Origin of the sequence: Priestia sp. FSL P4-0332, from assembly GCF_038005845.1 — a bacterium.
Lineage (GTDB): Bacteria > Bacillota > Bacilli > Bacillales > Bacillaceae_H > Priestia.
Genome location: NZ_JBBOUA010000001.1, coordinates 361,881 through 384,490, shown reverse-complemented (window position 1 = coordinate 384,490; position 22,610 = coordinate 361,881). Strand labels below are relative to the sequence as shown.

Sequence of the window (22,610 nt, the reverse complement as noted above, 5' to 3'; positions counted from 1 at the left end):
GCGTATGATTTACGTTTTTTTAACACTCTACTATATCCACAAAGTTTACCCACAATTATGTGGATAATGTGCATAACTTTATTGGATATGCATATTACCGCTTTCATAACTTGAAATAACAGTGGGTAATTTTTATGTAAATTTTCTGAAAAAATGTGAATAGTGTGGATAAAGTTGTGAATATCCTATATAATTCAGCAGTTAACTTCTTGTTAACCTGTGGATATCTTCTTTAGCACTTTCATTTATTTTAGTACCATCAACGCTTTTGATATATTATAAGTATAATAATAAAAAGTAGGGGAAGTTCCCCTACTTTTTTATGATTGGAAACAATATATCCACACTTGTTCCTTTATCTAACTGACTAGAAAACGTCATCTGCGCGTGGTGAGCTTTAATAATCCGATAGCTGACCATCAGTCCTAAGCCTGTACCTTTTTCTTTTGTACTATAAAAAGGCTCACCTATCTTCGCTAACCGTTCAGGAGGAATACCCTGTCCTTCATCAGCAAGCTGCAGCCAAAGGTGGTTTTCTTTTACTTTAATCGTAATATGAATAGCTCCTCCTTCAGGCATTGCTTCGATAGAATTTTTAATAATATTAATAAATACTTGTTTTAACTGATTTTTATCTCCATACACCTTTGGTAACTGGTCGTCTCTTTCAAATATGAAAGCTACTTCCTTTTCTACTGCTTCAGGTTCAAGAAGTGAGCACACTTCTTGAACAAGCGCTTGCATGTTCAAAGATTCAACCTTCATTACCTGAGGTTTTCCTAACATCAAAAATTCTTCTACGATTCCATTCATTCGTTCTAATTCAGTTTCCATGATATCTATATACAAAGCATCTTTAGGATGTTGTTCTTTTAATAAGTGAACAAAACCTTTTAAAGAAGTTAAAGGATTTTTGATTTCATGAGCCACTCCAGCTGCAAGTTCTCCTACCACGGCAAGCTTCTCAGAAGTTCTAAGCTTCTCTTCTGCCTTTTTACGCTCCGTAATATCTGTCGATACGCACAGCATTTGAATCACTTCCTGTTTTTCATTCATAATAGGAAGTTTTGCTGTTTCGACCCAGCGCCGGTTTCCTTTCGAATCTTTAAACTGTTCTTCTAATACCATCCCTTTTTGGGTACAGTTTGAAAACTCCCCTTTATATAAAAGATCTGATTGAAGGTTGAACTGATATTTATCAATCGATTGTCCAATTAAGTCATCAGATTTTTCACCTAAGAGCATCGCAAAAGATTCATTAACGAGAATGAATTCCCTTTTTTGATTGATAGCATAAATATAGCTTGGATTAATGTCAATAACTTGTCTTAAAAACGTTTTTTGTTCCTGCAGCTGATTTTCTTTTTGCTGTAAATTTGCTTTAGAATGGCGTATATAGCTAATCATTTCATTAAACTGTTTAGATAAAATACCGATTTCGCCCCGCTCAATTTCTCGTTCCGGAATTTTTTGATTAAAATTCCCGCGCGCTACTTGTCCCGCCAATTCATATAGTTTATGAATTGGATTCACAATTTGCCTTGCATATAACGCAGTAAAAAAAGAAAGCAGTAAAATCGTAACGCCTGAAACGATCCAAAGCGTTTTTTCAAACATTTCATAAGGCCTGTAAATTTCTTCAACGGGTAATTCAGCGACAATTCCCCAATCCAAAACAGGAATATATTCGAAAGACGCAAAGAAATACTTACCTTCGGTGTTCACAACCCGCTGATATCCTGATTTATGATTCATCGTTTTCTGAACGATTTCATTTTTCTTAGCATTTTCACCGATTCTCTGTTTCTCTGGGTGGGAAATAATTCTACCATTGCGGTCTACAATAAATGTATAGCCGTTCTCTCCTATATCAAACGTTTGAAAGATGGATTGAAAACTTTTATTTTCTTCAATTCGCAGCGCTAAATTTACAACCTTTTTTACATTTTGCTGCCCATCCAAAATAGGAATCGCCATCACCACAATGTAGTGCTTTGTATCTGCTGAAACGACATCGCTTAAATATATTTTTTTGGTTCGCAGCGCTTCTTGAAAATATTTTCTTTTACTTAAGTTCACATGTTTCATATTCTTTAAATCATTCGGGTAATAATGCTCAACATACCCTTTTACATTAAAAATGGTTCCGCTATCGATATACGGTGAAATATTAACTATTTTCTGCAATTCTTCGTCTATTTCTTGTTCATCATCCGATAAAAAAATAGGATCTTGCTGTACCTCGTCGCCCAGGCTCCAAATATCTTTAATGACGACGTTAATTTGCTCTTTCATTCTCTTGACGGTTTTATCAGTTACCTGTCGATATTGATTTTGAGAAATATTAGGCAGCATCACTCTTGAAACAATAAACATTAGCGTCAGTACGGTACAAATAAGAAGCACATTAATCGTGAAGATTTTCCAAAACGTATGAGATTTAAACCATTTCATGTTTGTTCACCTTAATCTAATGAAGTCTACCTCCATTGTACTGCAAAATGAAAACTTTTCCATATAAATGACGGAATTCCATCTTTAGACACAGAAGAAAAGCAATTTGTTCTACATTCCTATCAGAAAACTATGAGCTTTCTCACTGTGTTTTCTGTTAGAACAAATTTTTAGTTTTCTTCTATAAACTTTGCTTCCTGCATTTTATTCATGCAGTAGAAATCAATTATTTATCCTCCACTAAAAAGACCTCATCACGGAGTGATGAGGTCAGAAATTTACTATATTCTTTTATAAAAAATCATGTTTATTCCCTGCTGATTTTCTAGCCTTTAAAGATTTATTTTCTTTTTCCTTCTAGTCCAGTAAAAAATAAATAAGAGAATAAACCAAACGGGCGTCAACAATAAGGCTGGGCGCGTCGCGTCAGAAAACAGCATAATAACAAGAATCACCGCAAACAAAGCTAGCACAACATAGTTTATAAATGGTGTTAACGGTGCTTTGAATGCTGATGCTGCATGCAGCTGCGGACGCGTCTTTTTATACCTTAGATGGCAAATAAGAATGATACTCCACACCCAAATAAAACAAATAGCGCTAATGGTCGTGACGATGCCGAAAGCTTGGTCTGGTATAAGTTTGCTTAAAAGAGCTCCCGCTGAGATGACCAGCGTAGATACAAACAATCCGTTGCTTGGTACGTGGTTTTTGTTCAGTTTTGCAAACTTAGATGGCCCTTGGTCATTTTTACTTAAATTATATAAGATACGGCTTGTTGAAAACATTCCGCTATTACAAGCAGAAGCGGCTGAAGTTAATACAACAAAATTAATAATTCCAGCAGCAAGCGGAATTCCGACTAAACTAAAGGTTTTAACAAATGGGCTTTCTGCTGCATTTAATTCCATCCACGGGTTAATAAATAAAAGGACGATAAGCGCCCCAACATAGAAAAATAAGATTCGCAGCGGAATTTTATTAATGGCCGATGGAATATTTTTTTGGGGATTTGATGTTTCTGCTGCCGATACCCCTACCAATTCAACCCCGACGTATGCGAATATAACCATTTGGAATGAAAGTAAGAAACCTGAAACCCCATTTGGAAACAGTCCTCCGTGATTCCAAATGTTTTGAACAGTAACGGATCCCGCGTCTGTTTTAAATCCCATTACCAGCAAAATAACGCCAATAATAATTAATGCAAGAATCGTAATAACCTTTATTAAAGCAAACCAAAACTCTAATTCTCCAAATAATTTTACGGTTAATAAGTTAAGACCTAATAAAATGATTACACAAATAAGTGCGGGAATCCACTGAGGAATATTGAACCAATATTTCACATATACGCCAACTGCAATCACATCAGCCATAGCTGTCATAATCCAGCAAAACCAGTAGGTCCATCCCGTTACAAATGACGCCCACGGTCCAAGATACTCTTCAGCAATATCTGTTAACGATTGATAACCTGCTTTAGACAGCAGTAGTTCTCCTAGCGCTCTCATCACAAAGAAAAGCGCAATACCAACAATTAAATAAGCAAAGATGATAGAGGGACCTGCAAGCTGTATTGCTTTACCAGAACCTAAAAACAAGCCCGTACCAATGGTTCCCCCAATCGCGATTAGCTGAACATGACGATTGGATAAATCCCTCTTTAATTCTCGTTGTTCCAACTCTAACTCCTCCTAACAATAAAACCTTTGATGCGATCGTGCGGACTACAAATAAAGTCCAATAAAAAAAAGAGATTGGATGCGCTCCAATCTCATGGTCATAAGAATAACAAATATTAAGGTACATGCTACCAATTAGTAACATGCCAAATAAATATCCGGTACTCTTCTGTCCTTTTGCCTGAGATTGTGAACCCTTCGGCGTCGCGAAACTATCGCGATCTCTCCAGAAGCTGCTCCTGCTATAGTGTGATCCATAGCAATCATAGCTTTCTACGTATTAATTTTTTCAATCAATAGAATGACTGTCGAATAGTTGTTTATTCTAATACCAGTTAGATGCTTTGTCAACAGGAAAGATTACTTTCATTTATTTACCTTCTTCGACAGAAGGTAATTGAACAGTTTCAATCGTCAACTTAGTATCCTTTTCCTCGCGCTACCTGAGTCCTTGCGGGAACCTGAACACATTAAACGGATCATACTTTTTGTTCACTCTTTCTAATCTCTCTGCGTTGTCTCCAAAATACTCACGTTCGTAGTTTCTCAGGTTGCTGATAGGAAAATTCACATAGGAACCTACCGTAATACTTTTAATATATTCAAATCGCTTGCGAAGCCAATCTCTGTTTGCTCTTGCAAATACATCTTCTGTCCAGACAGACTGAAACCCCATAATATATCTGGCGTTTCTGTAGAAAAAAGCCGTTTCTCTTTTACCAACACGGCGAATTTCTCCTCCTAGTGCATAAAAAGAAATCGCATCATACACGGAACCTTCTGCCGGACGCTGTATGAGATCTGCAAGATTTTCAAGCTCACCACGTGAATAGCTTCTGTGCACAAATCTTCCCGTTGACTTAAATTTTTCAGACGGAGGATAGGTTGCTTCTATTTTTTTTACCGCTTCAAGAAAAGATAATGATTCCAGCTCTACTTGAAACCCTTCTACTTCTGCAAAAGGCTGCAAAATCTCCCGAGCTCTTTCTGGGGAGCCGTAAAAGAATCCGTTTGCAAATATGCCTAACCCTTCTCCTCCTGCATTATAAAATGCTTGCAACTAGCGTCATACGTTTGTCCAGTTTGGGCAGCCAGTTTTGCCATATATTCATCACTTGTGCCTGCTTCTCCTTTGTAGTACCTACATAAAAGAATCGAACGAGCGTCACAGAGCTGTTCGTGGGCTTTGGAAGCTGAAACGTCATGCTTACCACAACGCCAAAGTTACCGCCACCGGCACCGCGGCATGCCCAAAAAAGATCCGCGTTACACGATTTGTTTGCCTTAATGAGCCTTCCTTCATAATTGACTAATTCTAGCTCTATCAAGCTGTCGCACCCTAACCCGTAAAGTCTGCTCGAAAGTCCCCAGCCTCCACCAAGTGTAAAGCCAGATACCCCAACAGTCGGACACGTTCCTCCTGGAAACACATATCCGTTCGAACCGATGAAATCATACACTTCCGTATTTTCCTCTCCTGCTTTCATCTTTAAAATGTTCCGTTTCCTATCCAATTTCAACCCATTTAATCGACTAATATCAATGACTAATACACAGTCACCCGTAGAATACCCTTCATAATGATGACCGCCAGATCGAATGCGAATATCAACACGATGCTTGCGCGCCCAGCGGATCGCATTCACAACATCCTGCTTTTTTTCACAGTATACAATCACAAGCGGAAATTTATTAACAGCACGATTCCATCCCTGACGAGCTTCCTCATAAATTGGGTCTTTTGGCGTTACCACTTCGCCAGTAAGCCCTTTTAAAAACATTGAGTTCATTTTGACCTCTGCCACCTCTGTACATACTTTTTATTAGTTTTATTAATATAGTATTATCGATGTGGTTAAAGGTTTGGGTTTTGGGATAGAATTTGCGTTTATTATTTGTATAAAATACGTCATTATAGTTTGTTTTAAAAGCATTAATCCTCTTATGTAATTTCTCTTTAGCGATGTAAAACTTTCTAAATCTAGACTTTATGGGAATTTCGATTCACTATACTAAAATATTTTATACTCTAAAAGAACAGATGTTTAATTTTAACAATTCCCCCATTAATAAAAGTACAGCTCAAAGAAAAAAGAGCAGAATCAAATCTGCCCTTTACTCTTTTTCTATTCATTTCTTTAACGTCAAACTTACCACATTCTCCACATGCGCCGTATGAGGGAACATATCAACAGGCTGAATGTAATCAACATGATAAGCCTTCGACAGCTGCTGCACATCTTTCGCTAATGTGGATGGATTACAAGAAACGTAAACCACTTTCTTTGACTTCACTTGTAAAATCGTTTTTAGAAGCTTGTCATCACAGCCTGTTCGCGGCGGGTCAACGACGATTACGTCTGGCTTCCAGCCTTCTTTTACCCACTTCGGCATCCACTTTTCAGCTGGACCCGTCACATATGTGGCATACTCAAATCCATGATCTTTGGCATTTTTTCTCGCGTCTACAATCGATTCTTCAATCGTATCCATTCCGCGAATTTCTTTGGCATCTTTAGCAAGCCATAAGCCAATTGTACCTACTCCGCAGTAAGCATCTACAATTTTTTCATTGCCTGTTAGCGCAGCTGCTTTTTTTACTTCATCATATAGCTTCACTGTTTGAAGAGGGTTCAACTGGAAAAATGCACGCGCTGAAAGTTCGAACGAGATATCTCCTAACGTTTCTTGAATCACCGACTTTCCAGCGAGTGTAAACGTTTCGTCTCCAAAAATAAGCGATGTTTTTTGGCCGTTTACGTTTTGTACGAGCGATTTCACTTCCGGTAGGCGGCGCTGAATTTCTTTAATCAGCAGCTCTTTTTTCGGAATTTCTTGTTTAGCCGTAATCAAGACAATTTGCACTTCACCCGTTTCAAATCCTACTCGAGATACGATGGTACGTACAATACCACGGCGTTTGCGTTCATTGTAGATAGGAATTTGAAGATCTTGTAAAATTCGTTTTATTTCTTTTGTCACGTGATTCGTGGCTCCATGCTGAATAGGACAGTTTTCAATGTCAATCAGTCGATGAGAATTCAGTCCATACAAACCAGCGATGACTTTTTGTTTATCTACACCTACTTGGAACTGTGATTTATTACGATAGCCCCAAGGATCTTCCATGCCAATTGTTTGGCGTGTTTTTTCCTCTACTTTTTTTAATGAACTGTGACGTTCGAACGCTTGCAGAACAATATCGCGCTTAGATTCTAGCTGACCTTCATAGGATAAGTGCTGAAGCTGACAGCCTCCGCACTGTTCATAAATAGGACAGGGCGCATCTACGCGATGAGGAGATTTTTTGCGAATTCGCTTGATTTTCCCTTCCGCAAACTTATGCTGGACATTTGTTGCTTCTACAACCACTTCTTCATTTGGTAATGCTCCTGGTACAAAGACGACTTGGCGCTTAAAATATCCTACGCCTTCTCCATTAATACCGAGTCTTTTTATCGTTAACGGAAACGTTTGTCCTTTTTGAACTTTCATTTCAGTTTTTGGTTTATTCATGAGACCAACTCCGATTAGTTTAAATTCTTTATATAGTTATTAACGGTCCTTAGCTGCTTAAAACCTATTAGACCGTATCGCTTTAAAAAAGACATCAACGCATATTATAACACTTCAACAGCAAAAAACCGACAGGAGAAACATTCCCGTCGGTTTTTATCTTTATTTCGTTTCAGAAGGACTTTTCTTCATTTGTTTGCGTTCGTTCATTAAATCATCAATACTTTTAAACGTATAGCCCTGCTTTTTTAAATCCACAATTGCTTGATCTAATGCATCTGCGTTATCCTTTGAAACGGTATGCAGAAGCATGATTGCACCTGGATGTATTTGAGCCATCATATTGTCGTATGAGTAGCGCCAGCCTTTTTGTTCATTCACTTTCCAGTCAACGAATGCAAGTGACCAAAATACATTCGTATAGCCCTCTTGCTTTGAAAGAGCTAGCGTTCGTTCACTAAATACACCTCTAGGTGAGCGAAGATACTTCATTTCATCACGACCAGTAATATTCTTGTATTCATCTTTTACTTTTTGTAATTCCTCTTTAAAACGTGCGTCATCCACTTGAGTTAAGTCAGGGTGATGCCATGAATGATTGCCGACAATATGCCCTTCTTTTACCATTCGCTTAATTAGCTTAGGCTCTTCTTTTAAATAGTGTCCTGTTACAAAGAACGTGGCAGGAACCTTTCTTTTTTTGAGCACGTCTAATACCTGCGGTGTATAACCATTTTCATAACCGTTGTCAAACGTTAAATAAATATTTTTTTTATTTGTATCTCCGAGGTAAAAAGCATCATACTTAGCAAGAATTTGTTCATAAGCTGTACCTGCGGATGCGGGCTTGTGATTTTTACTTTTTTGAAATCCCCAGCTGATCGGAGTGTTTGGATACATTTGTGCTTCAACAGATGCTATGCCTGTTGACATCCCGAATAAAAAAACGAGAAAAAAGGTGAACCGGCGCATAAGAAGCTCCTTTCGGAAGTCATTTTACGCTTAGTATCCACTCAATTTTCTCGTTCATGAACGTTACTTTTTACCATACGTTCCGGACGTATGTTTATTTAAATACCGGTTCTTTAAATTGCTCAAGCTTTTCAAATGAAGACTTGTCTACATCTGCATGCAAGCTGTTTCCGTGTGAATCCATCGTCACTACAGCTGTAAAGCCTTCTACTTTTAAATGCCACATTGCTTCAGGAATACCGAACTGCATCAAATCAACGCCTTCTACGCTCTTGATACAATCAGCATAGTACTGTGCAGCTCCGCCGATCGCATTTAAGTACACACCGCCATGCTCTTGAAGAGCAGCAAGCGTTTTAGGACCCATACCGCCTTTACCGATAACCGCGCGGATACCAAATTTCTTCATAATATCTCCTTGGTAAGGTTCTTCACGGATACTTGTTGTTGGTCCTGCAGCGGTTACGTGCCATTTTTCATCTTCATCTTTTAACATAACCGGACCACAGTGATAAATGATTTGTCCATTTAAATCAATTGGCGCATCGTGATCTGTTAAATGCTTATGAATAGCGTCGCGTCCTGTGTAGAGCATACCGTTGATGCGCACCACGTCGCCAACTTTTAATTCACGAATTTGCTCTTCTGTAATAGGTGCTTGTAATACAACTTCTTTTGTTTCATCCGCATTTTGTTTGTCTTCTGCGCCTGCATTTTTATTAAAATCTACTTCTTCGCCTTCTTGATACAGCCACTCTTGAACGCTTCCTGTATCGGCATTAATTTTAACGCCCAAACGACGGTAAGCCCAGCAGTTATACGCAACTGACACATAGAAGCTAGCAGGAATACGATTAATTACGCCGACTTTACAGCCAAGTAATGTCGTTTCTCCGCCAAAGCCCATTGTACCAATTCCTAACTTATTGGCATTTTCCATTACATACTCTTCTAATTCTTTCAGCTGAGAATTTGGATTTTCGTCATCTAAATTTCGGAACAGCTGCTCTTTTGCTAATTCATAGCCTGTTGTACGGTCGCCACCGATTCCAACACCAATGACGCCGGCACTACAGCCTTGACCTTGTGCTTGATACACAGAGTGCATCACACATTTACGAATGCCGTCTAAATCACGGCCAGCTCTACCTAAACCTTCTACTTCACAAGGCAGGCTGTACTGAATGTTTTTATTTTCACAGCCGCCGCCTTTTAAAATAAGACGCGCATCAATATAGTCATTTTCCCACTGTTCAAACTTAATAACCGGCGTGCCGCCGCCTAAATTATTACCGCTGTTTTCTCCCGTTAACGAATCTACGGAGTTAGGGCGAAGCTTTCCGTGCTTTGTTGCTTCTTCAATTGCCCAATAAATCGCTTCTTTAATTTGAAGCTGATTCACTCCTACAGGGGTTTTAATTTTAAATGTTGGCATACCCGTATCTTGACAAATTGGCGATAAATTATCATCCGCCATCTTAATATTATTGGTAATGGTCGCTAAAGACATTGCTGCACGCGTTCCTGCATTTTCACGCGCTTTTGCCTTTGCGATAGCACGTCGAACGTCTTTTGGCAATTTTGTAGATGTTTCAACAATTAAATCGTACATGCTTTGTTTTAAAGCTTCAATCATCACTTAATTCCTCCCATATCCCGCTAATGTATGTATTTATCTATCTGTCGTACAACTTTCAAAATTTATTATACTCCTTCAAAAATTGTTTCGAAAGACCTTTATAGGAGGATTTCCACTTCAAGCAAAAAAGCGCTAGTTTTTCTAGCGCTTTTTCCTTTGTTCATTCTTTATCTTTTTTAAACTGCTCACATTTTGCTTCAAGGTCATCAATCATCGTAATCAAACGGTCAATGTCTTCTAGATCTGTGTTTTCAGGCTCCATGGAGTCTAATACGTGTACAAACATATTTAAACGATCTTTTAAATAACGTACTTGTGAATCTTTATCTCGAACGGCGTTTCCCATTTTAAACCCTCCTGATATAGCTTTTTCATTCGTATTTCTTTATATCCTAACGAATACTTTCATATTTGACAACTAAAAGCAATAAAATCCATAATAGTCACTGGTGTCCGTTTTGAATGAGACGTATAATTTAGTCTAGCAGGACGGACCGTGAGATGTTTTCATCATCATTTCACTTTACGGAAAAATAAAAGGAGTTTTTTTATGGCCACTTTACAACGAATTACCCCGGAGTTCGATCCGTGGGAAGCGTATTTAGATATGAAACAATACGGCAAACCGACGCTTACAAACGTTGAATTCACCACAACGACACTTTGTAATATGCGATGTGAGCACTGCGCAGTTGGATATACGCTGCAGCCAAAAGACCCAAACGCACTGCCGCTTGATTTAATTTTAAAACGTCTGGATGAAATTCCAACTCTTCGAGCGTTAAGCATTACCGGCGGAGAGCCGATGATGTCTCTATCTTCTGTGAAAAATTATGTGGTGCCTTTATTAAAGTATGCACATGAACGAGGTGTCCGTACACAGATTAATTCAAATTTAACATTAGATCTTGCTCGTTACGAACAAATCATTCCTTATTTAGATGTTTTACATATTTCTCACAACTGGGGAACGATGGACGATTTTGTGGAAGCTGGTTTTGCAATGATGGAGCGAAAGCCTACTTATGAGCAGCGCGCCAAATATTTCGACCGTATGATTGAAAACAGCCGAGCGCTTGTAAAAGCAGGTGTAACCGTATCAGCTGAAACGATGTTAAATAAACGTACGCTTCCTCATATGGAAAAGATTCATCGTCAAATTGTTGATGAAATGCTTTGTCAGCGTCATGAAGTACACCCTATGTATCCAAGTGACTTTGCTAGCACTCTAGAAACATTATCTCTTCCTGAAATGCGTCAAGCTATTCATCACCTTCTTGATATTCGAGATGAAAATGTGTGGATGCTATTCGGCACGTTACCATTTTATGCATGCAGCAATAATGAGGAAGACTTAACGCTCTTACAGCGCTTATATAGCAATAAAAATGTAACTGTTCGAAACGATCCAGACGGGCGCTCTCGCCTAAATGTAAATATTTTCGACGGAGATATTATCGTAACGGATTTTGGTGATACGCCTCCTCTTGGCAACATTCAAGATACAAAGCTTACAGACGCTTTTGATACGTGGCAGCAAAGCACAATTTCTAAAGAACTTAGCTGTCATTGTTCAGCAGTGTCTTGTTTGGGACCTAATATTTTGGTGAAAAACAGCTATTATCAAGATACTGATTTCAGCAAACTCCAAGCGAGCATTACAAAATAACAAAAAAGAGATTCCATCGTGGGAATCTCTTTTTTGTTATCTCGGCTGGTCATAAGCTCCAAAGCTTAAGGAAACATAATCTTGTACTGGAATCCATGCTCCAATTCCTTGAGACGTTACATTTCTCACCACAATTGCGCGCTTGCTGCCTTTTACTGTGACATACACTTCTCCATATGTTACTTTTCCCTTTTCACTTACAGCAGGCGTATACGCATACAGATAACCTACTTTTTTAGGAGCTACGTTATAGACCTGGTCTTTTTTCGTTCCGGCACCTACAAATGTTTGAAATGATAAAGTGAGCTTTGTTTTTTTAGCTGCTTCAATTAGCATCATTTGTTTAACATGATCAGGCTGAGGCACTTTTGCTGTTAATCCGCCTTTTACATGACTTTGATTTTCCTGACTGTACATCATTTTGTACTGAGTTTTTCCTGCTCTGTTATCATAATGATTTGTATTGATTCGCTGGTGCTGCCAGTTAACGTTTGTTTCTGTTGATTCGTAATTTAATGGCCACTGTCCTAAAAAGACGGTTGCTCTGAAACCAATTGCCCATGGAGTTTTAGAAATGTTTGATTCATTTAATATACGAATTAAATCAGGGTTTTCAATTTTTACATTTGATGTTTCAATGAGCTCTTTTGTAAACTCACTCGGCTGCAAATATGGCGTGTCTTGACTAGCATTTGGATAGGTATTTTCTTTTGAAATATTTAAAGCTGAAGAAGGCACGTTGATGGTAGGCTGAGCTGTTTTAGCAATGGCGATCTTCGTTGAACATGAAAATGAAATAATGATGGTAAACACAAATAAAAGCAATTTACGTAACATCTAGAAACTCCTTTCAACATCGTTAATGAATGCAACCATAGTTTTTTCAAACACCCCCTGTTTTATCCTGAATACCGAAAGGGAAATTCTTCTATTTGCTTACACAAAAAGAATCCGAACGATTAATCGTTCGGATCTTCCTTCAACTAAAACATGTTTGTTCCAGTCTCTTCTTTTTAAATAAGATAAAAACCAATTCCCATAATAATATAAGCACCTAAAAGAGTTGCACCTTCGAACCAGTTTGTATCTCCGTCATTAGAAATCGCAATAGTTAAAAATACGGCCGTTACCATCGCGATCAACTCGGGCCAAGTAAAGACAAGAGACATTTGGTTTTCGAACATTAGCGAAACAAGTACTAATATCGGTGCTACAAACATCGCTACTTGTAAAGTTGATCCAACAGCAATTTCAACAGCTACACCCATGCGATTTTTAACGGCCATAATAATAGCGGAAGCATGCTCTGCCGCGTTCCCAACAATCGCTACAATGATGACCCCTATGAACAGCTCACTCCAGCCAAAGCTTTCCGATACAATTTCGATTGTGCTAACCAAGCTTTCGGATACGTAAGCTACAGCTAACGTAGACAAAAAGAGAACAGTAATCGCTTTCCACATTGACCACTCTGGCTCCTCATGTTCTTCCACTTCTTCACTTTTATGCTGATACACGCCTCGATGCGTTACCAGCTTAAAAAATAATGCCGCTAAGTACAAGATGATGAGAATAATGGAGATTCCGACACTCAGGGACATGGTCTTCGCTTCGTTCATTTCGCTAGCAAACACTTCAGGAATAACAAACGCAACGATAACGGCAAAGATCAATAATCCAGAATTATGTCTTGCATCATAGACATTAAATTCTTGACGCTTAAATTTTAATCCCCCGATGAAGAATGAAAGACCGCCTACAAGAAGAAGATTTCCTAATACAGAACCGGTTAACGATGCAAGCACCACCGCTGTAAGGCCTTCTTTCAGAGCAAAAATAGAAATAATTAATTCTACAGCGTTACCAAACGTAGCATTTAATAGACCTCCTATTCGAGGACCAGCTACAACAGCTAAGCTCTCTGTTGCTCTCCCCATAAAAGCTGCGAGGGCAATGATTGTTAAACAGTAAATAATAAACATAAGAACATCTGACCAGTGCATCATATGCCCAATAACAGATAGCGGCACCCCAAGAATAACCGCTATAAGAAAAATCCGATTGATCATCGATATGTACACCTACCTTATTCATTTTTTGACAACAAAATCAATCATATCAAATTAATGGAATTTGTATAGACTCACCGTCAATGTTAGTATTTTTAACCTATTTTTATAAATGATAAACCCTTAATTGATTTTTGATTAAGATAGTTAAAAATCAGCCAAACTACCAAGGGTAAAAAGATATAATAAGGAGTGAAAAAATGAGCAATAATGATGTGAAAAATCAAATTTTATCCGTACTGGATGACTATACAATTGGAACGTTAGCTACAATTCAAGATGGAAAACCTTATTCACGCTTTATGATGTTTTTTCATGAAGATCTTGTGCTCTACACCGCTACCAATAAAGATACCCATAAAGTCGAAGAACTAGAAAAAAACCCTTACGTTCATATTTTGTTAGGCTATGATGGGCAAGGTTGGAGTGATCCGTATGTAGAGGTAGAAGCCAAAGTAAATGTAGAAACAAACGAAGAGTTAAAAAAGAAATTTTGGAATGAAAAGTTAAAAGAGTGGATTAAAAGTCCAGATGATCCAAATTATTTGCTTCTTCAGTTGACTCCTGAACGTATGCGCTATTTTGATAAAGCCGGAAGCAAACCGAAGGAAATATGAGATTGAGACGTAGCTAAGTCCATTCCATCTAAAGACGAACAAATGGGAACAAGGAGCTGAACGGCTTGTAACAACACCATAAAAAATCCGAACGAGTTTGATTCATCGTTCGGATCTTCTTCAACTAAAATACTTTTGCCCCAACCTCATTTAATTTCGAAGGTTTCTGTCACTTCTATACTGTCAATAACCGACTGTAGCATCGAACAATTTTTTCGTGCTAGCTCAATTGATTTTTCAATTTTGTCTAATGAAAGTTCTTCTCCTGTGATGATATAGTGCAAATGAATTTTCTCGATTCGCCCCGATTTTTCATCATTTCGTGTCACATCAGCTTGGATGCGTAAATCGGAAAAAGCGATTCTTTTTTTCTCTAGAATTTTTCTTAACACGCCTCCGCTGCAAGCAGCAATGGACGATACCATTAGCTGATACGGACGAAAGCCATACTCTTCATCTCCGGCGATATGTAGCTCTCCATAAGGAAGATTTGTTGTAAATCCCGCCTCTTTTTTCATGTTAAATTCCATTTTCTTCACTCCTTTACTTTATTATAAACCGCTTTTTATATAACCCACTACTCTCAATATGGATCACTTGTTACACCGCTGTTTATTTCCGGGCACCATCACAATAAAAAAATCCGAACGAATTTGATTCTTGATCAAGAATCAAATTCGTTCGGATCTTCCTTCAGCTAACATAATTTTGTCTCAGCCTTTTTTATGACTCCGTATTAAATTAATTTTCCAGCGCGAATATCATTCGTCATTCCTTCATAAGGGGCTTGAGCTACAACTTCCTCATTGTTCTCTCCGACATTTTTGATAAATGTAATATCAGCAAATTCCGGAACCACATATTTCGGGTACGTTTCATATTTCTCACGAGACTCATGCATTAAATCGAGATGATCATTTTGATAGCACACGGTAATTTCAGGATGTTCATGTACCCATTTTGGGAAGAAAATAATGCCGTGCATCCGTTTTTCATCAGGCATAAAGTTCAAAGATACATCTGTTCCAGTCGGTTCAGTCCACGATACTTTATATACACCTTCTGTTAACTTCACGATATCTACTTTTTGGTCACGAACCCATCGTCCTGCCACCATTCCGCTATGAATACGGTAATCGATTGTATTTTCGTTTTTGATATAAATTTCATATTCCCATCCGTTTTCGTATGTGTAAATCATATGATTTCCAATAAACTTTTCCATTTTTATATCGCTCCTTTGATTTATAACACTTCGTATATGTCTGACACAACGCGATCTAAGTGTCTCACAGCAGTGCCTAGAAAAACGCAGTTGTGTAAGCGTTTATATTTTGCACTTCCTGTATGACCAATGACACTCGTTGTACCGACATTGATTGTGAATGTCGCTATTTTCTTAAGCACTGTTTGTATCCTAGCGATCGCCTTTTGATTGTAAATTAAAACATGTAACTATTTACATGTTTTATTCTACTTTCCTTATAGAAAGATGTCAAATTAACAGCACAGCACGTCTACATCCTTGTCAATAAAGCGTTTTCCTTGTACGATGAAACAGTTAGATTGACAAAATATAGATAAAAAGAGGTTGAATGCTATGAGTGCTACTCATAAACAACGTTTCTGGATTTTAGTTAGCCTTGTCGCCATTTCTGGATTCAGCCAAGGTATGCTGCTGCCTTTAATTGCTATTATTTTTGAGAAAGACGGTCTTTCTTCTACTATAAACGGATTAAACGCAACTGGATTGTACCTAGGCATTTTATTTATTTCTCCTTTCATGGAAGCCCCGCTTCGCAGATACGGATATAAACCAATTATCGCAGCAGGCGGACTTTTAGTTATTGTATCTTTAGCTTTGTTTCCCCTGTGGAAATCTGTTGTTTTTTGGTTTGTGCTCCGTTTATTTATTGGAATAGGAGATCACGCGCTGCACTTTGGTACTCAAACGTGGATTACATCGTCTTCACCTGCTGATAAACGAGGTCGAAACATTTCATTGTACGGGCTTTTTTTCGGTATTGGTTTTGCTGTTGGCCCTTTAATGACGCCGTTAATTGAAATTAATCAAGCGCTTCCTTTTATGATTTCTTCAGCTCTCTGCCTCATAACGTGGGTGTTTTTATTTTTGATAAAAAATGAATTTCCCTTACAGGAAGTGGAGGTTAATTCATTAAAAGAAACGGCTAAGCGATTTTCTAAGGCCGCTAAGTATGCTTGGATTGCTTTTTTGCCGCCTTTTGGATATGGATTTTTAGAATCATCACTGAACGGAAGCTTTCCTGTATATGGCTTACGAATTGGTTTGCAAGTAGAGTTTATTTCACTGCTGCTGACTTCCTTTGCAGTTGGAGCTATTGTATTTCAGCTTCCTCTGGGAATACTGAGCGATAAATTTGGGCGGAAATTGGTATTAGGATGGATTTTATCAATTGGAGCCGTTACGTTTTTTACAGCAAGCCTCTTGGAAGAGACCGCTATTCCATTAGTAGCCTGTTTATTTATAGCTGGCATGGTTGTAGGCTCGACGTTCAGTTTAGGAATCAGCTATATGACGGATTTGATTCCTGCTCGTCTACTGCCTACAGGTAATTTACTATGCGGCATTGCTTTTAGTATCGGAAGCCTTGCCGGCCCTTACATAGGCGGCACGTTTATTCAGTTCTTTCACCATATCAGCTTTTTTAATATTATTAGCGGGATGCTTGGCTTTATTTTTATTATTCTTTTTGTATTCGGACAAAAGATGCCTAGGCAACAAAAAACAAGCGAGAACCTATAGGTTCTCGCTTGTTTTTTAAACTTTTAGCGTTCGATGCTGAAGAGCTGATTTTTCAATTTGTATCGTGGTATGCTCAATGCCGCAGTGATCATGTACTAAATCGATGGCTTTTTGCAAAATTTGCTGACTATCTTTTTCATCTTCTACGCGCATATGACAGCTCAATGAGTCCAGTCCTGAAGTAATCGTCCAAATGTGTAAATCATGCACATCTTTGACTCCTTCAATGTTTTCAAGAAGGTTTTTTATTTCACTGTGATCTACCCCTTCAGGAGAGCCTTCCATCAAAATATGAACGCTATGAGCAAGCACGCCCCAAGCGCTTTTTAAAATTAATACAGACACAACTACAGAAATAATAGGATCAGCAATATACCATCCAAACAGCATCATAAGAAATCCCGCTACAATAGCTCCAATAGATCCTAAAGCATCTCCCAATACGTGTAAGTAAGCGCTGCGTAAATTTACATTTCCTTTTACATCGCCTTGTCTCATAAGTGACCAGGCGCTGATTAAATTAGCGAGTAAACCAACGGTAGCAATCAGCATCATGCTGCCGCTTGCTACAGACTGCGGCTCTAATACGCGCTGATAGGCTTCATAGATGATAAATCCTGCTATTACAAACAGTGCCACTCCGTTAAAAAGAGCCGCTAATATTTCAAAACGATAATAACCGTACGTTTTTTTAGCCGATGCAGCTCGATTAGCAAACCATATCGCTACAAGGCTAAGAGCAAGTGAGCTTGTATCAGAAAGCATGTGTCCGCTATCGGATAATAACGCTAAACTATTTGTAAAAAGCCCTCCAACAAACTCAAGAACCATAATACCCGCTGTGATAATGAGTGCAATTAACAGACCTTTTTTGTTGCCTTCACGCTGTGTATCAAAATGGTGATGGTGACCATGATGGTGGTGATGATCATGACTCATGCAAAGCCCCTCCTTTTACTCGTTATGTGCGCATTCTACGTGCTGAATTACTTGATGCAGTATTCCGACCACGTGTTCATCATCATACGTATAGAAATACGTATTCCCTTCACGGCGATATTTTACTAAACGTAAATGACGCAAGTGAGTCAACTGATGTGAAATAGCTGATTGTGAAACACCAAGCACTTCAACCATATGACCGACTGAACACTCTTCTTGAAATAGTAAATAAAGAATTTTCATTCTCGTAGGATCTGAAATAGCTTTTAGTATTCTTGACGCTTCTTCTACTATTTGAGGCGATAAAAACGAATGTTCATCTTTTTTCATAACATCTCTCCGTTCATTATATGCAAGTATATGAGCATATGTTCATATATAAATTATAAAACACCTTTTTCTATATAGTCAATTATTTACGTCTTTCTAAATTTTTTTGCCTATTTTTTAAAAAAATCCACACAAAATACTTTTTCTGTTATATAATACAATTAAATATAATAAACTGTATTAAAACAGATGGAGAGGAGAATAATAAATGAGCAGACAAGAACGCAAAAATATGATTACATTTATTGAAACAATGAAGGGGATTGACCGTGAAACCTTAATGTACATGACGGATGCCGATATCGAGCACATTTACACTTCCGCTTATAAATATTATGAAGAACATTTAGATATGTAGTACGTTTTTTACAGAATGCAGACGTCCAGCTGCATTCTGTTTTTATTTTTTAGGCGTTAGTCGTTACCTCCTTGCTTGTTCCGTGCTATACTATACTAAATATCCCAATTTAAAAGAGAAGAACTGAAAAAATGTGCTGCTATCGCTGAGATGGCAGCTTTCGTGTTTTTTTAGGGGTAATGATTGTGATTATTCTTCTCAATTATCGTTCAAGGAGGATTTGTATGGAAAATGCGTTACCTAAAAAACAAGAACAAACGCCTCAAACATCTTCTGCTGTCAACGTATTAAAAACACATGGTGAACTCATTGCTGCACTGTTAAGCGGCGTGCTGATTTTAGCCGGCTGGCTGCTGTCAAAACAGCAGGATACTGCTGTATCTATTACGCTCTTTGTATTAGCTTACGTGATAGGCGGATTTGCTAAAGCAAAAGAAGGTATTGAAGAAACGATTGAAAATAAAGAATTGAATGTCGAAATGTTAATGATTATTGCAGCCATTGGAGCGGCTGTAATTGGCTACTGGACAGAAGGTGCTATGCTTATTTTCATTTTTGCATTAAGCGGTGCATTAGAAACGTACACCATGAATAAAAGCAACCGAGAAATTAGCGCCTTGATGAATTTACAGCCGCAAGAAGCAACGCGTCTGATTGGAGATCAAGAAGAAATTGTATCCATTTCGGATTTACAAATCGGTGACTTGCTGCTAGTTAAGCCGGGTGAACGAGTGCCATCCGATGGTATTGTTGTCTCAGGTCAAACAACGATTGATCAGGCTGCTATTACAGGGGAATCTGTTCCTGTACTAAAACAGCTCGATGATGAAGTATTCGCGGGCACGGTGAATGTGAAAGGCGCCATTACCATTAAAATGACAAAGCCAAGTGCTGAGACGCTGTTTCAAAAGATCATTCAACTTGTTCAAACGGCTCAAAGTGAAAAGTCGCCTTCTCAATTGTTTATTGAACGATTTGAAGGCACATACGTAAAAATTGTTCTATCGGTTGTGGCAGTTATGCTATTTCTCCCACACTATGTGCTTGGATGGAGCTGGACCGAGACATTTTACCGTGCAATGATTCTCTTAGTTGTAGCGTCTCCTTGCGCTCTGGTTGCATCTATCACCCCTGCTTCGCTGTCTGCTATTTCAAACGGAGCAAAAAAAGGAATTTTGTTCAAAGGCGGCGTGCATTTGGAAAGGTTAAGCCATTTAAGCGCAATTGCTTTTGATAAAACAGGAACGTTAACAAAAGGAAAGCCAGAAGTAACAAATGTCATTGTCCGTTCTGATATGAACGAACAGGAATTTCTTGTTAAAATCGCATCAATTGAACGTCAGTCCAATCATCCGCTTGCTCAATCCATTGTTGAATTTGTGAAAAATAAGCAGGAATTGACGCTCGTTCAGCCAGATTCGCTTGAAGACGTTCCCGGATATGGTGTCATTGGGTCTCTTCAAGGAGATACGTGGAAGATAGGAAAAGCAGATTTTGTAGGTAAAGAAGATGCAGCTGAATTTGAAAATGGGATTTCATCTACGCTTGCCAGTGAAGGAAAAACGATTGTGTACGCAAAAGACCAGCATGGTATTGTGGGATTGCTTGCGCTAAAAGACGTTGTACGAACAGAAGCTGTAGACGCTGTTAAATCTCTTAAAGAGCAGGGCATTCATACCGTCATGATTACAGGAGACAGCGAAAAAACAGCCGAAGCCATTTCAAAAGAATGTGCAGTCGATGAATACATTGCAGAATGTTTGCCTGAAGCGAAAGTAGATAAAATTAAAGCGTTAAAAGAAAAATTCCCTACCGTTTCAATGGTGGGAGATGGCATTAACGATGCACCTGCTCTGGCTACTGCTAACGTTGGAGTAGCCATGGGAGAAGGAACGGATGTGGCACTTGAAACAGCGGATATCGTTTTAATGAAAAATGATCTATCAAAAATTTCGGATGCAGTAGCTCTTTCCAGACGGATGAACTCAATTGTGAAACAAAACGTTATTTTTTCTATTGCCGTCATCTTTTTATTAATTTGTTCGAATTTTTTCCAAGTGCTTGATATGCCATTTGGTGTTATAGGTCACGAAGGCAGCACCATTTTAGTTATCTTAAACGGCCTTCGCTTGCTAAAATCTTAACGCAAAAAAGCCTAACGTATTTGTTAGGCTTTTTATTATGAAAATCAATGCCTTAATGGTAACCGTTTTGTCCATTTTGGCTGTTGCTTGTTTTATGCTTCGGCTGGCTCTTTTTATTCTGCTTTGTATTGCTTCCGTCTTTTTTTGTATGCTTTGTCATGATGTAAAACCTCCCTTTCACTTTGTTAGTATGCTCATTATCTTGCGAATGATTTCATCCCAATTTGTGACTATGAAGATTTGACTCGACGGTCGTAGAAAATAGCGTTAATTTCTCCTCCAATAACGATAATCATCCCCGATAGGTACAGCCAAATAAGCAGGATAATAATTCCACCCAAGCTTCCATATGTAGCTGTATAGTTATTGAAATGATTTACGTAATAAGCAAATAGCATCGATACCACTGTCCAGCCGACCGTAGCAAAAGCCGCTCCTTTTACAACATTTCGAATCAGCAGCTTTTTATTAGGAGCAAAGTAATATAACCCCGTAAAAACAGTAAACAAAATGAGGCCGCTGATAATCCAGCGGGAAGCAGACCATAAAGCGAGAAAAGTTTCTGAAAACCCAAACGTAGACGATAAATAAAGGCCAATCATATGACCGAAAACAGGAAGTAAAAGCGCTACAATAATAACAAATATCATCGCAAAAGTAAGGAGAACTGCCATACCTCTCGCCACTAAAAAAGGCCGATTTTCTTGTACGTGATACGCTCGGTTAAATGCTCTTACGATCGCATTAATTCCATTTGAAGCAGACCACATCGTGGCAATGATACCAAAGGACAATAGCTTTTCATTATGAGAACCAATGATATGGGAAACGTTGCTTTCAATCATGTGCAGCGTTTGCTGTGGCGCTACATTTTCGACCAAGTCAAGCAGGTCTGTTGATTCCAATGGCAAAAATCCAATCAGCGTAATTAAGAAAATTAAAAAAGGAAATAGCGAGAGCAGCAAATAATAAGCCAATTCAGCTGATAAACTGGGCAGCTCATCTCGATGAATGCGGCCCATCAGTTCTTTGCCAAACCTTACGATGTTATTCATGTACATTCCAGCCATATGTGCCTCCTTATTTATTTTTGTTCATCACCATACTTCTCCACAAATGCTTCTTTTGTATCGTTTACAATTTCCATCACCTGAGGCGTTGTTTCTTTTAACTTTTCTACTTTTCCTGCTACAAATGATACATCTTCAGAAACTTGCTCGATGGTCGTACGGATGGTTTCATATTTCTCTTTGACAGTATCCGTTACAAGTTCAGGGTGCTGAATAAGAGTTGTTGTTTTGTCTTTCAGTTTTTTACTTCCTTGAATGACGGAGCTTCTTGTTTCTTTATCAAATAAAGAAACAGCTCCTCCTATAATTGCTCCAATGACAATACCTTCTACTAGCTTATTTCGTTTACCCATTTGTCGT

20 protein-coding genes, 1 pseudogene and 1 riboswitch are annotated in these 22,610 nt (G+C 38.4%); of the genes and pseudogenes, 5 read left to right on the top strand and 16 right to left on the bottom strand.

Annotated features, from left to right (window positions below):
• Positions 1-312: 312 nt before the first annotated feature.
• The 7 genes and pseudogenes from MKY06_RS02010 to MKY06_RS01980 form a co-directional block, all read right to left on the bottom strand.
• On the bottom strand, positions 313-2,454 hold the full coding sequence (locus MKY06_RS02010; RefSeq protein ID WP_064471276.1) for a PAS domain-containing sensor histidine kinase: 2,142 nt from the start codon (positions 2,452-2,454) through the stop codon (positions 313-315).
• Positions 2,455-2,786: 332 nt separating this feature from the next.
• Complete coding sequence (locus MKY06_RS02005; protein ID WP_013055146.1) at positions 2,787-4,139, bottom strand: amino acid permease; 1,353 nt, start codon at positions 4,137-4,139, stop codon at positions 2,787-2,789.
• A gap of 159 nt (positions 4,140-4,298) precedes the next feature.
• A riboswitch (glycine riboswitch) is annotated at positions 4,299-4,379 on the bottom strand.
• Positions 4,380-4,578: 199 nt separating this feature from the next.
• Positions 4,579-5,929 (bottom strand): annotated as a pseudogene (locus MKY06_RS02000) (FAD-binding oxidoreductase).
• 340 nt (positions 5,930-6,269) lie between these two features.
• Entirely contained in the window at positions 6,270-7,655 is a 1,386-nt protein-coding gene (gene rlmD / locus MKY06_RS01995) for a 23S rRNA (uracil(1939)-C(5))-methyltransferase RlmD (protein ID WP_097824778.1), read from the bottom strand.
• Between the two features lie 162 nt (positions 7,656-7,817).
• Entirely contained in the window at positions 7,818-8,627 is an 810-nt protein-coding gene (pdaA, locus tag MKY06_RS01990) for a delta-lactam-biosynthetic de-N-acetylase (protein ID WP_064471275.1), read from the bottom strand.
• Between the two features lie 94 nt (positions 8,628-8,721).
• Positions 8,722-10,263 (bottom strand): fumarate hydratase, encoded by a 1,542-nt coding sequence (locus MKY06_RS01985; protein ID WP_013055143.1) that lies wholly within the window; start codon positions 10,261-10,263, stop codon positions 8,722-8,724.
• Positions 10,264-10,426: 163 nt separating this feature from the next.
• The gene (locus tag MKY06_RS01980) at positions 10,427-10,612 is read right to left on the bottom strand and encodes an SE1561 family protein (RefSeq protein WP_013081532.1); all 186 of its coding nucleotides are present in this window, start codon (positions 10,610-10,612) and stop codon (positions 10,427-10,429) included.
• Between the two features lie 204 nt (positions 10,613-10,816).
• Between MKY06_RS01980 and yfkAB the strand changes: the two genes are divergently transcribed.
• On the top strand, positions 10,817-11,935 hold the full coding sequence (yfkAB, locus tag MKY06_RS01975; RefSeq protein ID WP_098278439.1) for a radical SAM/CxCxxxxC motif protein YfkAB: 1,119 nt from the start codon (positions 10,817-10,819) through the stop codon (positions 11,933-11,935).
• 36 nt (positions 11,936-11,971) lie between these two features.
• On the opposite strand, the gene MKY06_RS01970 is transcribed toward yfkAB, so the two are convergent.
• Both MKY06_RS01970 and cax read right to left on the bottom strand, forming a co-directional pair.
• Positions 11,972-12,772 carry a YfkD famly protein gene (locus tag MKY06_RS01970; RefSeq protein ID WP_013055140.1) on the bottom strand — a complete coding sequence of 267 codons (801 nt, stop codon included), beginning with the start codon at positions 12,770-12,772 and terminating at the stop codon, positions 11,972-11,974.
• 176 nt (positions 12,773-12,948) lie between these two features.
• Positions 12,949-14,004, bottom strand: coding sequence for a calcium/proton exchanger (cax, locus tag MKY06_RS01965; RefSeq protein ID WP_013055139.1), 1,056 nt, complete (start codon positions 14,002-14,004; stop codon positions 12,949-12,951).
• 200 nt (positions 14,005-14,204) lie between these two features.
• Here cax and MKY06_RS01960 point away from each other — a divergent pair, with 200 nt between their 5' ends.
• Positions 14,205-14,621 (top strand): pyridoxamine 5'-phosphate oxidase family protein, encoded by a 417-nt coding sequence (locus MKY06_RS01960; RefSeq protein ID WP_013055138.1) that lies wholly within the window; start codon positions 14,205-14,207, stop codon positions 14,619-14,621.
• 146 nt (positions 14,622-14,767) lie between these two features.
• On the opposite strand, the gene MKY06_RS01955 is transcribed toward MKY06_RS01960, so the two are convergent.
• The 3 genes from MKY06_RS01955 to MKY06_RS01945 form a co-directional block, all read right to left on the bottom strand.
• Positions 14,768-15,151 (bottom strand): OsmC family protein, encoded by a 384-nt coding sequence (locus MKY06_RS01955; protein ID WP_098278438.1) that lies wholly within the window; start codon positions 15,149-15,151, stop codon positions 14,768-14,770.
• Between the two features lie 206 nt (positions 15,152-15,357).
• Positions 15,358-15,846 carry a phenolic acid decarboxylase gene (locus MKY06_RS01950; protein ID WP_013055136.1) on the bottom strand — a complete coding sequence of 163 codons (489 nt, stop codon included), beginning with the start codon at positions 15,844-15,846 and terminating at the stop codon, positions 15,358-15,360.
• A gap of 20 nt (positions 15,847-15,866) precedes the next feature.
• Positions 15,867-16,028, bottom strand: coding sequence for a DUF3237 family protein (locus MKY06_RS01945; protein ID WP_141425884.1), 162 nt, complete (start codon positions 16,026-16,028; stop codon positions 15,867-15,869).
• 193 nt (positions 16,029-16,221) lie between these two features.
• On the opposite strand from MKY06_RS01945, the gene MKY06_RS01940 reads away from it, so the two are divergent.
• Positions 16,222-17,406 carry an MFS transporter gene (locus tag MKY06_RS01940; RefSeq protein ID WP_064471274.1) on the top strand — a complete coding sequence of 395 codons (1,185 nt, stop codon included), beginning with the start codon at positions 16,222-16,224 and terminating at the stop codon, positions 17,404-17,406.
• Positions 17,407-17,421: 15 nt separating this feature from the next.
• On the opposite strand, the gene MKY06_RS01935 is transcribed toward MKY06_RS01940, so the two are convergent.
• Entirely contained in the window at positions 17,422-18,345 is a 924-nt protein-coding gene (locus MKY06_RS01935) for a cation diffusion facilitator family transporter (RefSeq protein ID WP_029324576.1), read from the bottom strand.
• Between the two features lie 15 nt (positions 18,346-18,360).
• Entirely contained in the window at positions 18,361-18,678 is a 318-nt protein-coding gene (locus MKY06_RS01930) for an ArsR/SmtB family transcription factor (RefSeq protein ID WP_013055133.1), read from the bottom strand.
• Positions 18,679-18,886: 208 nt separating this feature from the next.
• Here MKY06_RS01930 and MKY06_RS01925 point away from each other — a divergent pair, with 208 nt between their 5' ends.
• Positions 18,887-19,036: a BH0509 family protein gene (locus MKY06_RS01925; RefSeq protein WP_013055132.1), complete on the top strand. Its 150-nt coding sequence runs from the start codon at positions 18,887-18,889 to the stop codon at positions 19,034-19,036.
• A 224-nt stretch (positions 19,037-19,260) separates the two neighbouring features.
• Positions 19,261-21,180, top strand: coding sequence for a heavy metal translocating P-type ATPase (locus MKY06_RS01920; protein WP_013055131.1), 1,920 nt, complete (start codon positions 19,261-19,263; stop codon positions 21,178-21,180).
• A gap of 230 nt (positions 21,181-21,410) precedes the next feature.
• Here the strand turns inward: MKY06_RS01920 and MKY06_RS01915 are convergent, their stop codons facing one another.
• The gene (locus tag MKY06_RS01915; RefSeq protein ID WP_013055130.1) at positions 21,411-22,250 is read right to left on the bottom strand and encodes a YihY/virulence factor BrkB family protein; all 840 of its coding nucleotides are present in this window, start codon (positions 22,248-22,250) and stop codon (positions 21,411-21,413) included.
• Positions 22,251-22,264: 14 nt separating this feature from the next.
• Positions 22,265-22,603 (bottom strand): hypothetical protein, encoded by a 339-nt coding sequence (locus MKY06_RS01910; RefSeq protein ID WP_013055129.1) that lies wholly within the window; start codon positions 22,601-22,603, stop codon positions 22,265-22,267.
• Positions 22,604-22,610 lie beyond the last annotated feature (7 nt).

Coding starts and splice junctions, on each gene's coding strand:
- MKY06_RS01925 (WP_013055132.1), top strand. CDS start 18,887: ATGAGCAGACAAGAACGCAAAAATATGATTACATTTATTGAAACAATG.
- MKY06_RS01950 (WP_013055136.1), bottom strand. CDS start 15,846: ATGGAAAAGTTTATTGGAAATCATATGATTTACACATACGAAAACGGA.
- MKY06_RS01960 (WP_013055138.1), top strand. CDS start 14,205: ATGAGCAATAATGATGTGAAAAATCAAATTTTATCCGTACTGGATGAC.
- yfkAB (WP_098278439.1), top strand. CDS start 10,817: ATGGCCACTTTACAACGAATTACCCCGGAGTTCGATCCGTGGGAAGCG.
- MKY06_RS01940 (WP_064471274.1), top strand. CDS start 16,222: ATGAGTGCTACTCATAAACAACGTTTCTGGATTTTAGTTAGCCTTGTC.
- cax (WP_013055139.1), bottom strand. CDS start 14,004: ATGATCAATCGGATTTTTCTTATAGCGGTTATTCTTGGGGTGCCGCTA.
- MKY06_RS01970 (WP_013055140.1), bottom strand. CDS start 12,772: ATGTTACGTAAATTGCTTTTATTTGTGTTTACCATCATTATTTCATTT.
- MKY06_RS01915 (WP_013055130.1), bottom strand. CDS start 22,250: ATGGCTGGAATGTACATGAATAACATCGTAAGGTTTGGCAAAGAACTG.
- MKY06_RS01920 (WP_013055131.1), top strand. CDS start 19,261: ATGGAAAATGCGTTACCTAAAAAACAAGAACAAACGCCTCAAACATCT.
- MKY06_RS02010 (WP_064471276.1), bottom strand. CDS start 2,454: ATGAAATGGTTTAAATCTCATACGTTTTGGAAAATCTTCACGATTAAT.
- MKY06_RS01930 (WP_013055133.1), bottom strand. CDS start 18,678: ATGAAAAAAGATGAACATTCGTTTTTATCGCCTCAAATAGTAGAAGAA.
- MKY06_RS01985 (WP_013055143.1), bottom strand. CDS start 10,263: ATGATTGAAGCTTTAAAACAAAGCATGTACGATTTAATTGTTGAAACA.
- MKY06_RS01955 (WP_098278438.1), bottom strand. CDS start 15,151: ATGGAATTTAACATGAAAAAAGAGGCGGGATTTACAACAAATCTTCCT.
- MKY06_RS01910 (WP_013055129.1), bottom strand. CDS start 22,603: ATGGGTAAACGAAATAAGCTAGTAGAAGGTATTGTCATTGGAGCAATT.
- rlmD (WP_097824778.1), bottom strand. CDS start 7,655: ATGAATAAACCAAAAACTGAAATGAAAGTTCAAAAAGGACAAACGTTT.
- MKY06_RS01935 (WP_029324576.1), bottom strand. CDS start 18,345: ATGAGTCATGATCATCACCACCATCATGGTCACCATCACCATTTTGAT.
- pdaA (WP_064471275.1), bottom strand. CDS start 8,627: ATGCGCCGGTTCACCTTTTTTCTCGTTTTTTTATTCGGGATGTCAACA.
- MKY06_RS01980 (WP_013081532.1), bottom strand. CDS start 10,612: ATGGGAAACGCCGTTCGAGATAAAGATTCACAAGTACGTTATTTAAAA.